Annotated in this window: 12 protein-coding genes; 2 read left to right on the top strand and 10 right to left on the bottom strand. The window is 45.5% G+C overall.

Features of this window, described 5'->3' with window-relative positions; all coding sequences use genetic code 11:
• Window positions 1-155: 155 nt before the first annotated feature.
• Genes BUA14_RS06760 through BUA14_RS06750 form a run of 3 tightly spaced genes read right to left on the bottom strand, consistent with a single transcriptional unit; the run spans window position 156 to window position 2,669 of the window.
• Window positions 156-821: a P-II family nitrogen regulator gene (locus tag BUA14_RS06760; protein ID WP_072771905.1), complete on the bottom strand. Its 666-nt coding sequence runs from the start codon at window positions 819-821 to the stop codon at window positions 156-158.
• The gene (locus BUA14_RS06755) at window positions 811-2,304 is read right to left on the bottom strand and encodes a DUF1538 domain-containing protein (protein ID WP_072771904.1); all 1,494 of its coding nucleotides are present in this window, start codon (window positions 2,302-2,304) and stop codon (window positions 811-813) included. Before BUA14_RS06755 ends, BUA14_RS06760 begins: the two co-directional genes overlap by 11 nt.
• A gap of 29 nt (window positions 2,305-2,333) precedes the next feature.
• Window positions 2,334-2,669, bottom strand: a complete 336-nt coding sequence (locus tag BUA14_RS06750; RefSeq protein WP_072771903.1) for a helix-turn-helix domain-containing protein — start codon at window positions 2,667-2,669, stop codon at window positions 2,334-2,336.
• Window positions 2,670-2,981: 312 nt separating this feature from the next.
• Between BUA14_RS06750 and BUA14_RS06745 the strand changes: the two genes are divergently transcribed.
• Both BUA14_RS06745 and BUA14_RS06740 read left to right on the top strand, forming a co-directional pair.
• Entirely contained in the window at window positions 2,982-3,290 is a 309-nt protein-coding gene (locus BUA14_RS06745) for a zinc-ribbon domain containing protein (RefSeq protein ID WP_072771902.1), read from the top strand.
• 319 nt (window positions 3,291-3,609) lie between these two features.
• Entirely contained in the window at window positions 3,610-4,059 is a 450-nt protein-coding gene (locus BUA14_RS06740; protein ID WP_072771901.1) for a MarR family winged helix-turn-helix transcriptional regulator, read from the top strand.
• Between the two features lie 90 nt (window positions 4,060-4,149).
• Here the strand turns inward: BUA14_RS06740 and BUA14_RS06735 are convergent, their stop codons facing one another.
• From BUA14_RS06735 to BUA14_RS06705, 7 genes are all read right to left on the bottom strand, one after another.
• A complete protein-coding gene (locus BUA14_RS06735) occupies window positions 4,150-5,055 on the bottom strand; it encodes a uroporphyrinogen decarboxylase family protein (protein ID WP_072771900.1) in 906 nt (301 codons plus the stop codon).
• 28 nt (window positions 5,056-5,083) lie between these two features.
• The gene (locus tag BUA14_RS06730; RefSeq protein ID WP_072771899.1) at window positions 5,084-6,490 is read right to left on the bottom strand and encodes a peptidoglycan DD-metalloendopeptidase family protein; all 1,407 of its coding nucleotides are present in this window, start codon (window positions 6,488-6,490) and stop codon (window positions 5,084-5,086) included.
• A 104-nt stretch (window positions 6,491-6,594) separates the two neighbouring features.
• Window positions 6,595-6,807, bottom strand: a complete 213-nt coding sequence (locus BUA14_RS06725; RefSeq protein ID WP_072771898.1) for a DUF3006 domain-containing protein — start codon at window positions 6,805-6,807, stop codon at window positions 6,595-6,597.
• Between the two features lie 55 nt (window positions 6,808-6,862).
• Window positions 6,863-7,825: a ComEC/Rec2 family competence protein gene (locus BUA14_RS06720; protein WP_072771897.1), complete on the bottom strand. Its 963-nt coding sequence runs from the start codon at window positions 7,823-7,825 to the stop codon at window positions 6,863-6,865.
• A gap of 63 nt (window positions 7,826-7,888) precedes the next feature.
• On the bottom strand, window positions 7,889-9,430 hold the full coding sequence (pckA, locus tag BUA14_RS06715) for a phosphoenolpyruvate carboxykinase (ATP) (protein WP_072771896.1): 1,542 nt from the start codon (window positions 9,428-9,430) through the stop codon (window positions 7,889-7,891).
• Window positions 9,431-9,634: 204 nt separating this feature from the next.
• On the bottom strand, window positions 9,635-11,986 hold the full coding sequence (locus tag BUA14_RS06710; protein ID WP_072771895.1) for a hydratase: 2,352 nt from the start codon (window positions 11,984-11,986) through the stop codon (window positions 9,635-9,637).
• A 154-nt stretch (window positions 11,987-12,140) separates the two neighbouring features.
• Window positions 12,141-12,515 carry a nuclear transport factor 2 family protein gene (locus BUA14_RS06705; protein ID WP_072771894.1) on the bottom strand — a complete coding sequence of 125 codons (375 nt, stop codon included), beginning with the start codon at window positions 12,513-12,515 and terminating at the stop codon, window positions 12,141-12,143.
• Window positions 12,516-12,666 lie beyond the last annotated feature (151 nt).

Below are 12,666 nucleotides of genomic sequence, written 5' to 3'. Positions count from 1 at the left end.
TCCTTTAACACTCCAAGCTTAAGAATTCAGATGGGTTTAGTTTAAATGTAATACGGATTCCATACTTTGTCAAACCCTGCTCTGACAATAATAGGGCTTTCAGCTAAAGCCTGACGCTTCAGCTGAAAGCCCTTGCTCACATACTATGCCGGCAGCTACTGCCTTAATCCATAAGTCTGAGTCACATCGAGAACAAAAATGATCCCGTTCCCCGGTTCATTAATATGAAGTTCATTGCGTATAGCAGTGACAATAGCCTCTGTGGTTTTGCTTTCTGCTAAGATCATGACAATTTCTTTTTCCGGTTCGATAGCCATGGAGAACAAGGTATGGGTCTCGTGAATTCCTGAGCCGCGGGCATTGATGATGGTTCCGCCTCTTGAGCCGGCCTGCGTCGCTGCCTCCATGACTTCTTCAGCCTTACCTCTGTCCACTACGGTATAAATGGCGTGATACATAGGAATTTCTGCACCTCGACTTTCTTGTTCACTGCGAAAGGAAAACTGGCGGCCGACATAGCCCCTCACCATACATGTAAAGGCAATGCCGTGATTCGGTTTATGCAGCGCCAATTTTTCATTAATCACTTCTAAAGCGTACTCAGCTGTGCTTTTTTCTCCGAGCATCAGCACAATTTCTTTGCGGATATCCGTCAAATCCAAAAACTTTAGAATCGGATTATTGACCGTGCCTCGCCCTAAGAAAATCGTTCCTCCGGATATTCCACACTGTTTGGCAAGTTTGATTACTTTGCTGCCAACGCCAAAATTGACGACGAAGCAAATTAACTCAAATTCCTTTCCATCAGAGCTAAGCTTCATTTTCCTTTAATCCTTCCTTTACCGATTTCATTTTAAAAATAAAACCTAAAGTTTGTAAAGCGATAATCGGAGTCATGGCAACCATGGCAATTACTCCGAAACCATCCACCATGACATTAGCCCCTTCGATAGCCTCGGCTGCACCTTGAGCAAAAGCCAGGATAAAGGTTGCCGTCATGGGCCCGGAGGCGACTCCCCCCGCATCAAAAGCCATGCCCACAAATAATTTCGGCACGAAATACATCATAAGAATGGAGACCACATAACCCGGCAAAAGGAAATGCCACAGCTGAAGTCCTGGGATCAGGATTCGAATCATCGATAATGAAACCGCAAAAGCGACGCCAATGGAAAGTGCTATCAAAACAACCGGCCTCTTTACATATCCACTTGTAACATCTTCTATTTGATGTGTCAAGACATAAACTGCAGGCTCTGCCAAAATGACCACCAGGCCGAGAATAAAGCCGATAGCGATAATGATCCATTTATTATCTAAAAGGGCCACATTATAGCCAATTCTGCTGCCAACCTCCATAAAACCCGCATTAACCCCTGTCAGAAACAGAACCAAACCGACAAAAGTATACACCAACCCCTTTAATACTTTGCGGTAAGCCTTTGGCGATATTTTAAAGGAAACTTTTTGAAAAACAAAAAACAGCAGGATAATGGGCAGTAAGGCGACGAAGATTTCAAAAGCTATGACAGGAAGCTTGTCAATAAATGGCGCCAAAAGAGAGGATGAGGTCTGCACGGATTCCTGAAGGCTCCCTGTTATCTCATCCTGCTTGGAGAGGATGCTCATAATCATAACGGCAATGATGGCACCGGTTGAAGTAACGGCTACAAGACCGAAGCTGTCCTTTTCCGAAGCCTTGCCATCTTTTTTCAAGGACGAGACCCCCAAAGCCAGAGCCAGCATGAAAGGTACAGTCAAGGCACCGGTAGTTGCCCCGGAAGCATCAAAGGAAATGGCCAGAAATTCCGAGGACGTGAAAAAACTCAGGCCGAGGATGAATAAATAGAGAACCGTGAGTAATTTATACAGCGGAATATTATATATTATTCGGACTAAGCCGCTTGTGAGCATAACAGCAATGCCAATAGAAACCACAACAACAATACTCAGCTTTGATATAACCCCTGAAGTAACGATATCCACTTGCCCGGCAAGAATATGCAGATCAGGTTCAGCGATGGATATAAAAAATCCCAGGAGCAAGCCTGCCACCACAACAATCCACAATCTGTTGCTCTTTGTTAACGCTCCTCCCATCAGAGTACCTATTTTACTAATTCCTATATCCACCCCAAAAAGGAAAATAGCCAACCCCAAAACGATCAATAATGCCCCGAGAAGAAAGCGGAAGACCAATAAAGGTTCCATGGGAATAATTGTGAAATTTAGAACCAACACAAGAATGATAATCGGGACGACAGATATTAAGACTTCTTTTAATTTCTCTAAAAGTACATTCAAATAAACTTCACTACCCTTCTATCTATGTCTTATTGCGTCTTGGCACGCTTATAACGCAGATATTCAATAAACCTCTCCACCTCCTCAATTTCATTTTGCGAAAGATCTCCACAATCGATTTTTTGTGGATGACCTTCATTAAGTGAACTATCTTCCAGATACCCCGCTACTTTCATCAGTTCGTTATAGCTTAAATCCAGAGCGAGAGCAATCGATTTCAGTACGCAGGGTGAGGGATGCTTCCGCTCCCCATTTTCCAAACGATAAATCTCCGTATGGCTCAGCCGGGCAAGCTCCGCAAGTTTGCGCAGAGAGATTTTACGCGCCACTCGCTGAGCCCAGATATAATGGCCTAAATCGACCAATTTCAGCACCTCTTTTTGGTTGAATAAAGAAAATGTTTCTAATAATTAACTTAATAATTATATCACTCCCTGTATCCAATTGTCACCAAATCATACCAAAAAGGTGACAATCGAATATATATCAGGTCATTTTAAAGATTGATTATATTGAAACTATTCTATACAATTATTGACTACCTTGCAAAGATTAGGTATAATGGAAGAAACTCGTTAGTTCTTGTGGATGAAAACCTTCTCGATTGCCTGTGGCTTTGGGGAGCAGGACACTTCCCATACGACGGGTGGAATTTAAATCTTGGAGGTTTTTTTCAAATGTTTGAAGACAAAGTTCTATCCTGTAAAGATTGTGGCGCTGAATTCGTCTTCTCTGCTTCAGAGCAAGAATTCTACGCAGAAAAAGGCTTTACAAATGAGCCTGGCCGTTGCCCTTCCTGCCGCTCTGCCAGAAAAGCTCAAAGTCGTAACGGTGGTGGTGGATATTCTTCCCGCCCACAACGGGAAATGTTCCCAGCTACTTGTTCATCCTGCGGAAAAGAAACTACAGTTCCTTTTCAACCTACGGGTGACAAACCTGTATATTGCCGTGATTGCTACACCCCTCGTAAGCGCAACAACTGGTAATCTATAGCATACATCGTCAATGAAGAACTTTGAGCCATGACTCAGAGTTCTTTTTATATACGATCTCTTTTCCTTCGCCTTCGTTGCCTTTCAATCCGCCTATTCTTCTATTTAATTCTAATCTTTTATAAATTATTAAAAAGGGTTTATTCTAATTATAAAAAATAATATATTAATCTTTAGCTATATTAAATATTATTATTTATGCTATATAAAAAATAAATGTTAACTTTCTATGAATTTATTCACAAGTTACTTGCTTATGCAACAAAAAATAGGTATGATAGAGCCATAAGGAACAATATTGTGAGGTTTTATTATGCCAACGTTTCATGAATATACCGCAAGATCGTTCGGGTTTCATCTGAATAAGGCAGCACGTCTTATTGCACAGCGATTGAGTCACAACTTCAGAGAACATGATTTTGAAGTTACAATAGAACAATGGAGATTACTCCTCTATTTATGGCGCGAAGACGGCCAGACCCAAAACAGTTTAGCTCTGAGCAGCAATAAAGATGAGCCCAGCGTTTCCAGAATCATCAACACCATGGAGAAACATAACCTGGTGGTCAGAACCAGGCATCCTCATGATCGGCGGACGAATCTCATTTATCTTACGGAGACCGGAAGAAATCTTAAAGATGGACTTATGGCTATGGGAGACAAAACAAACGAAGAAACCACTCAAGGGATCGACCTCGAGGATTTAACAGTTTGTATCAAAGTCTTAGACAAGGTCATCGATAATCTTTCCACTCTTAACTAGTGAAATTAATCATTACTTACCCAAAAAGGGCTGACTTTAGGATCTTCCAATCCTGCAAGTCAGCCCTCTTTCTATGGTCTTCTTCATATATCAAACACACTTTAGCCCATCAACATAACGATATACCTCCAGGACTGCCCCAGGGGAAAGATTCTCATCAAGGATTCCGGCACTGCTGCCAAAGATATAGCTCCCAGGCAGGACCGTCCTTAGTAATTCATTCACCTTAGGGACTCCTCCGGCCTCAAACCAGTCCAGCCCATACCCGCCCATAAGACACATATCCCTGCCTACTGCCTCTCTTACTTCAGCAAGATCCATGACAGACTCCAAGGAATGAATCCCCTTAAAGCCCATTTCCTTTAAATCCTGGAGAATAAGCCGGATATCCCCATCTGAATGAAAGAAGATCGGCAGCTCTCTCCCTGCCAATTCCCGGGATGTGCGGCTCAAACTCTGCAGGAGTTCCTTAAGATACGGAAAAAATATCTCCCGCATAATCCGGGGGGAAATATATAGTCCATGGTTATAGGCGATATCATCTGCGATCAAAATCCCCTGAGCACCGGCAGCGATAGCCTCCCTGCCCAGCTCCAGACTCCTTTGCATCGACTCCTTGACAAGCTCTTCGATTTTTTCCTTATCCCTCACTGTATCCATTAGGAAAGCTGTAAAATCGGCATAACCATGTCCCACACCCTGAAAAGGACCGTCAAGCAAAGCAAAGAGGAAAAAATCACTTTCCTCTTGCCAATGTTGCAGTTCCGCCCATGGTTTACCCGGATTTTGGGGATCAGCCATAAAAACAAGGGCATCAAGGCCTAATAATTCACAGGCCTTAATCCTTGCCTCAAGGTCAAGGGGCGGCGGGCTTGGGAAGGATGACCGTTGAAGAAGTTCGGCAACCAGGCCATCCTCAACAAAAAACTCCCCCTTGGGAAGCTTATCCACCGCCTCCCCATCTATCATTGCTAAGACCCTTTCAATCTTCGTCATATTCCCTCCGAGCAACTAACACTCCGTATTATCTCACGTAGTTGGCAGGATTTACGGTATCGCCATTGACGATGATTTCAAAATGAAGGTGGGAACCTGTGGACCGGCCTGTGGAACCGACCAAACCAATGGTCTCACCCTGAGAAACGGATTGTCCCACATTAACCAGTATTTTGGAAGCATGAGCATAACGGGTTTGGATGCCATTACCATGGTCAACCAAAATGCAGTTCCCATAGTTGCCTTGCCTGCCTGCCGAGACGACTGTCCCGGCGGCCGCAGCCACAAAGGGATCACCGGTGGATCCTGCATAATCAATGCCCGTATGGAATTCGCTGCCACGGTATCCATAATAGGAACTGACATAGCCTCCGTAAGGTCTTACTAAGGCCGGCACTAAACCGCTACCCCGGGAAGCGCTGGCTACCTGAACACGTTGAGGTCCCTTAGTCACCACTTGGGATACCGCTTCCTTAGTCACTTTCTCATCCACAATAGTCCTTGTGACAATTTTATCATTCTTCTGCACATACGAGTATGTAACAACCTTTTCACCGTCGGCTCCGGCTTTGGTAACTTTCGATGTACCACTGGCTAATTTACTGTCGACCTTGGTCTCCACATCAAAGGGTATGGTTTCTGTAGCCGTCTTGGTTCCCTCAAAGACGACGGTAAGATAAGGGCTGACCTTCTCAATCGTGATCTTTTCTCCGGGCTTAATGATGGTATCGAGGGTTGCCCCGGGGTTAGCGGCAAGGACTTCCACGGTTTTCAAGTCATTCTTGCGGGCGATCAACCACCAGGAATCGTTTTCTTCCACCACATACTCTTCTTTTTGCACATTGCCCTGTTTCAGCACCTCCAAGGCTTCAGCCACGGTGGTAATCGCTTCAGGCAAAGCTTCTACATCTTGAATTTTAACCTCTTCTTCAAAGGTTACCGCCGTCAATTTATTGTTCTCATCTTCTTTGACGTACATTTCCTCGTAGGCTTTTAAAAGCTTATCCGCTTCCGTTTGGCTCGCTAAGGTGAACATGGGATGATCGGCGATTTTTAATTCCACCGCTTCAATAAAATAGGATAGTTTGCCTTTAAGCTCTTCTTTGGTTAAGGGAGTATAGCCATTATCAATTCGCGCCGTATTATATTCGATTTGATCATGGGTCTTGGCGATCTCTCCGACAGCCGCTCCTTCTTCTTCAAGGACTTGCTCCAGCAGCTTTTCTCCGCTGTTGACGCTTTCCACAATACCTACCGTTTCACCATTAACGACTACATAGGCCGCAGGAGCTGTGGTATTAAGATAATATCCTCCGCCTCCCAGAGCCAGTAGGACGGCTAAGGCTCCGCCAATCATTTTGGGAGACTTCCATGGTAATTTATTCAAGGATTCAATCCAGATTTTTGGCTCTAGCTTGATTTTCACAGGCCGCATACTTACCTCCTATTACACAAACAACTCAAAACCATTATACAGGATGGTTGTGATGATTTTGTGAAAATCTTTAAATTTTTTCTGTTTAACTCCTAAGAAATTATCTATTCCCACAATTCTCGACTTAATTCTTCAATTCTTTTTTTCCTTTTGGCCGTTTCGGAAGGGTCAATCTGATACTCTCCATTGCTTAAAATCAAAATGTCCCCTTCCTTCGCTTCTCTGGGCAGAACATGACGGGGAACATTGATGATAACCCGATCCTCTTGTTCAACCACCGCAAACTCACCTTCAAAACGATCGATAATTCCTTTCATTTTCAGGCAACTCCTTTCTCAGCTGCAAAGATCCTTCAGGCAGTTTTCTCTTGGCTTATTGAGCCTCATGGGTTGTTGTGGCAAATGTGAGTGTCGAACCATTGGAAGTCACTGTTATGGTCCCGACTTGATCGGTTCTGTAAATCCCAATCCCTGCATCGCTTAACCGTTTAAGAACAGTTTCTGTTGGGTGACCATAGCTGTTATCCTTCCCTACAGAGATAATAGCATGCTTGGGAGCTACAGCAGCGAGAAAATCTTTCGTCGTCGATGATTTACTGCCGTGATGACCTACTTTCAGGACATCAGCCTTTAGATTTACGCCAGAGGCCAGCATTTCTTTTTCCGAGACATCTTCCGCATCTCCTGTAAAGAGAAAGGCATGGGGTCCATAGACTAAGCGCAGGACGATGCTGTAATTGTTCATGTCCTCATATTTACCGGACATGGGGGCAAGGATTTCTGCTGAAACGGCAGGCATACCTTCCTCGGGCGGCCCTAAATCCAACTGGACTCCGGCCTTCCCTTCCTTGATTTTCAATCCTTTCTCCTGGACAGCCAGCAAAACATCCTCAAATGTCCTGGTAGTGCTGGTCACCTTGGGCATAATCACCTGCCCGATCTTAAACTCCTCTATAACCTTATCCAATCCTCCGATGTGATCCTCATGAGGATGAGTTCCAATCAGGATATGAATTTCCTCAATCCCCCGGTCTTGGAGATACTTGATTAAGAACTCCGCATCGGCATTATTGCCGGCATCGATCAGTATATTTTTGCCGTTGGGAATCTGAATCAGGGCCGAATCGGCTTGACCTACATCGATAAAGCTTACCTGCAAAGCCTTAGTATCCGCGTTATCTTTCCCCAAGGAACTTCCGGGGTTTTGCCTCTCTTTAACGCCATTCCTCTGATCCTGAGCGTTCTGAGGATTAGGATTCGCCAAGTCTGCGCAGCCTATTAACGATATTGCCAATAGGAGAACTAAAAGAAAGCTTCCTATCTTATAACCTTTCACAGCATCCCTCTTCTTCTATCTTTTGGAATAATTAAAACTCCACACCATTCACGAGCTTCTTACTTAAGCTTTCGGCCCTGCCTGGCGGATTTCTTCAGCAGTCTGAGCAAATTGCTCGAAGTTCTTTCGGAAGCGCTGAGCCAGTTCCCTGGCATTGATATCATAAGCCTCTTTATTCTGCCAGGTCAATCTTGGATTTAAAACCTCACTGGGCACCCCTTCCACATGGTCAGGAACCAGAACACCAAAATTCGGATCAGCGGTGAATTCAGCCTGCTCCAAGGTGCCTTGGAGGGCTGCCGTAATCATCGCCCGGGTATAGCCCAATTTAATACGCTTGCCCACTCCGTAAGCGCCACCGGACCAACCGGTATTGACCAGATAGACCCGCGTACCATAGGTGCTGATTCTCTCTCCCAGCATTTCCGCATACACTTGGGGCGCCAAAGGAAGGAAAGGCGCACCAAAGCAGGTGGAAAAAGTAGCCTGTGGCTCTGTAATTCCCCGCTCAGTTCCGGCCAGCTTGGAGGTATATCCGGATAAGAAATGATACATCGCTTGCTCCTTGGTGAGTTTGGCGATGGGAGGCAATACCCCAAAGGCGTCCGCAGTGAGGAAAACAATCACCTTAGGCTGTCCCCCTACACCAGGGATTACGGCTCCTTCGATGTAATCAATAGGATAAGCCGCCCGTGTATTCTCCGTCAGTGTAGCATCGTCATAATCGGCAATCCGGGTATCCGGATGAAGAACGACGTTCTCCAGAACCGTTCCAAAGCGAATGGCATGCCAAATCTGCGGTTCTTTTTCTTCCGATAGGTTGATGCATTTTGCATAGCAGCCCCCTTCAAAATTAAAGACACCGTTTTTTGACCAGCCATGCTCATCATCACCGATTAAACAGCGCTCCGGATCGGCGGAAAGAGTGGTCTTTCCCGTTCCAGATAAACCAAAGAACAGGGCTACATCCCCATCTGCACCGATATTGGCCGAACAATGCATGGGCATGACTTCCCTTAAGGGCAAATAGTAGTTCATGACGCTGAAGATGGATTTCTTCATCTCGCCGGCATAATGGGTCCCCCCAATCAATACCACCCGCTTTTCGAAGGAGCAAATGATAAAGGCCTCGGAATGGGTTCCATGGACTTCCGGATCGGCTTTAAAACTGGGGACAGCAATAATTGTAAACTGGGCTTGATGGTTATCTAATTCCTCTGGGGTCGGGCGAATAAAAAGTTGGTGTACAAAGAGATTCTGCCAGGCGAACTCATTGATGACCCGGATGGGAAGGCGGTATTCTTCATCTGCCCCGGCAAAACCATCAAAAACAAACACTTCTTCTTTAGCTTCTATATAGGCTTGGACTTCATCATAAAGCTTCTCAAAGTATTCCTGAGCAATAGGGCGATTCACTGAGCCCCAATCGATCCGATCATGGACCGAAGGTTCATCGACGATAAATTTATCGAGAGGGGAACGTCCTGTATATTTCCCCGTACTTACACGAAATGCTCCACTGGAAGCAAGAGTACCTTCTCCACGCTCAAGGGCCATGTCAACTAATTCTGATACCTCTAAATTATGATGAACAATTTGATCCATGATAACGCTGCTCCTTTTCCGTGATTAAAATATACAAAATACATGGGACGTGCAATACACATTCACCATTATAGCAGTAGAGCATTGAATTTGGCACCCATTTTTTCATTTTTGATGATTAATATACGAAAAAACTATGCAGTACGACTGGATTTCACCAGGCTCTGCATAGTTTTTTTATTATCTCATCGGAATGAGGCAGCTTCAGTTGGCGGCGTAGTAGTTAATAAGGCTTCCCTGGAGGATAATCTCTCTCTCGTCCTGAGTCAGCGGATTGAGCTGGAGCTTAACCTCTTTAACCCCATGAGCAGTAAACAGCTGCCCCGTGATAGTGGCTGCTTCATTGATGATGCTCTGGCGAATCCCCGGGACAAAAAGTACATCATCCACATGGAAGTCGATCTCAGGGTCACTATCCCAGGTAAAGGGCAGCATTCCCCAATTGATCAGGTTGCTCCGGTAACGCTTGGTAGCGTACTCCTGAGCGATATTCGCCCATCCTCCCAAGACCTTCTGACAGGATGCAGCCTGCTCCCGTGCCGAACCATCCCCAGGTTTCACCGCATAGATCACCGTGCCGATCCCAGTGGCGGCTAAGGCTTCCTGCAGATGAGTATAAGTAGGTGCTGCTTGGAGGATTTGCTCTGCCAATCCGCGCAAACCATCGCTTAGGTCGGCCAGGCCCTTGGCACCGGCCACCAGGCCGCGGCGTTCTTGCTCTAAAACTTGAACCTCTTTGGCACGGTCCACATAGTGAGGTTCTTTCCGGGAAAGGGTAAATTCCGCAAGCCGCAGAGGGTTGGAACGGTAAGAGGAGGTTTCTCCCGAAGGAATCAACTCATCTGTGGTGGTGACGGGATCGTGAATGACAGCCGCAAATTTCAGGAGAATATTCTCGGGGAGGGCAATCATCTCCGGCCAGTCGGCAATATTGGGGCCGAACTTCAATTCAGACTCAGGTATGGGTTTGCCGAAACCTTGATACACTCTCTTGGCATAGATATCAGCATTAAATTCATAATCGGCTTCTGCGGGGGTAAAATCAATCTCCGTCGCCGGGGTCAGCTGACCACCGCGAATCACTGTGGCGGCAATAGAACGTGCGTCCATCAGGGCAACTGAAGATATCTGCAGTTCTCCGGGTTTAGAGCCTTCCCGGTTAGGAAAGTTCCTTGTGGTATGACGAATGCTGAATTGACCGTTGGCAGGTACATCCCCGGCCCCAAAGCAGGGACCGCAGAAGGCTGTCTTAATCAGTGTCCCTGCCTGCATCAGCTTGCCGATAGCGCCTCGCTTAATGAGTTCGTAATAAATGGGCTGACTGGAAGGATAGACGCTGAAGGAGAGGTAGTCGTTCCCCACCGATTGGCTGTCCAGGATAGCGGCTACATCCATAATGTTTTCAAAGCTGCCGCCGGCACAGCCTGCCACGATGGCCTGATCCACATGGAGCCGGTCATTGACGATCCGCTCCGTCAGATTGAACTTAATCCGGGGATTATCCAGCTGTTTTCTTGCCTCTGCTTCCACCTGTTTAAGGATATCGTAAGGGTTCTCATTGAGCTCGGCAATGGTAAAGGTATTGCTGGGATGGAAAGGCATGGCGATCATGGGCACGATTTTGCTTAAGTCCACCACTACCATACCATCATAATAGGCCACTTCTCCCGGCTCCAGCTTGGCATAAGCTTCACTGCGGCCATGGATATCATAATACTTCTTCACTTGATCGTCGGTAGTCCAAATGGAGCTTAAGCAAGTGGTTTCTGTAGTCATGACATCAATACCACTGCGGAAGTCCACTGATAGATTCTCAATGCCGGGGCCCACAAATTCCATGACTTTATTTTTAACAAAGCCATTCTTAAAGACTGCTCCGATAATGGCCAGGGCCACGTCTTGGGGGCCTACGCCAGGACGGGGTTTGCCTTCCAGATAGATGGCCACGACACCGGGATATTTCACATCATAGGTTTTGCTGAGAAGCTGCTTAACCAGCTCCGGTCCGCCTTCCCCCACTCCCATAGTGCCAAAGGCACCGTAACGGGTATGGCTGTCCGAGCCCAGAATCATGCTGCCGCAGCCTGTCATCATCTCTCTCATATATTGATGGATGACCGCTTGATGGGCAGGAACATAGATACCGCCGTATTTTTGAGCTGCAGACAAACCGAAGACATGATCATCTTCGTTGATGGTTCCACCCACTGCCGACAAACTGTTATGACAGTTGGTCAACACATAGGGAATCGGGAATTCCTTCAAGCCGCTGGCCCGTGCCGTCTGCACAATCCCCACATAAGTGATATCATGAGAAGTTAAGGCATCAAAGCGAATCTTCAGATCATCCATGTTTCCGGAGGTATTATGCCGGGAGAGAATCTGATAAGCCATGGTATTTTTACGGGCCATTTCACGATCCGAGAATTCTTCCTTGAGAAGCTGCTCCGGATCAACGGTCTGACCATTAAGATCCCAAAGAACATTTGTATCTTTTACCTCTAAGGCTTGCTTACCTTGAATAAGGTATATACCGTTTTCAATTAAACGTATCATGTCCATCCTCCATACTCTAGGTTTTTCCTCCTGCTGAGGCATGGTTTTAATTTACCTACATTTCTTATAAGTATCAACCTTTTTACACCATGTATACAATATTTAACGCCTGATGAGCGTTATCTTGCTCTTTTTTGCCAAAACAAACTCTCGCTTATCGAATCGGCTTGCCTATATTTTTATCTATTCTCCATTGAGGAGCTGTACCATCATCACCCCAGTATTCGTCCAGGCCCTTTATTTTATCTTCGCTCATCTCAAAAAATGAAGCCACATGAAAGGAATCTTCTTTTGACCAAACACGTGTAACCGTAATCACACTATTGCCAACGTGTTCTATTCGTTCAACTTCGCCACTCCAGCTTCCAGGATAATCACAATTGGCTCTTAAAAATTCTTTGACATTAAATTGCTCATTTGTATTATGCCATCGTATACAGGCATCTTCATGAAAATACTTTGGTAATTCTTCTTCGTTCTGCGTAGCAATATGATTCCAGTACTGAGTTGCAAATTTGTTTATATCCATGAATATTCTCCTCCTAAAATTTTTGTTGTCTATATAATTTGGATTCAGTAAACGCTGAATCCATAATACTGCGCTTTACCCTATAAGAAAAGACATACCCTCCCCTTGTCGAGAAAGTATGTCCTTTGGGAACAATAGTGGAAAAGGATTT

Origin of the sequence: Desulfitobacterium chlororespirans DSM 11544, assembly GCF_900143285.1 — a bacterium.
GTDB lineage: Bacteria > Bacillota > Desulfitobacteriia > Desulfitobacteriales > Desulfitobacteriaceae > Desulfitobacterium > Desulfitobacterium chlororespirans.
Note: the sequence above shows the minus strand (reverse complement) of the source record. Positions and strands in the feature narration are given on the sequence as shown.

What these genes read in the sequence shown, in the direction of transcription:
- BUA14_RS06760 (WP_072771905.1), bottom strand. Translation starts at nt 821, where the DNA reads ATGAAGCTTAGCTCTGATGGAAAGGAATTTGAGTTAATTTGCTTCGTC.
- BUA14_RS06745 (WP_072771902.1), top strand. Translation starts at nt 2,982, where the DNA reads ATGTTTGAAGACAAAGTTCTATCCTGTAAAGATTGTGGCGCTGAATTC.
- BUA14_RS06740 (WP_072771901.1), top strand. Translation starts at nt 3,610, where the DNA reads ATGCCAACGTTTCATGAATATACCGCAAGATCGTTCGGGTTTCATCTG.
- BUA14_RS06735 (WP_072771900.1), bottom strand. Translation starts at nt 5,055, where the DNA reads ATGACGAAGATTGAAAGGGTCTTAGCAATGATAGATGGGGAGGCGGTG.
- BUA14_RS06730 (WP_072771899.1), bottom strand. Translation starts at nt 6,490, where the DNA reads ATGCGGCCTGTGAAAATCAAGCTAGAGCCAAAAATCTGGATTGAATCC.
- BUA14_RS06725 (WP_072771898.1), bottom strand. Translation starts at nt 6,807, where the DNA reads ATGAAAGGAATTATCGATCGTTTTGAAGGTGAGTTTGCGGTGGTTGAA.
- pckA (WP_072771896.1), bottom strand. Translation starts at nt 9,430, where the DNA reads ATGGATCAAATTGTTCATCATAATTTAGAGGTATCAGAATTAGTTGAC.
- BUA14_RS06710 (WP_072771895.1), bottom strand. Translation starts at nt 11,986, where the DNA reads ATGATACGTTTAATTGAAAACGGTATATACCTTATTCAAGGTAAGCAA.
- BUA14_RS06705 (WP_072771894.1), bottom strand. Translation starts at nt 12,515, where the DNA reads ATGGATATAAACAAATTTGCAACTCAGTACTGGAATCATATTGCTACG.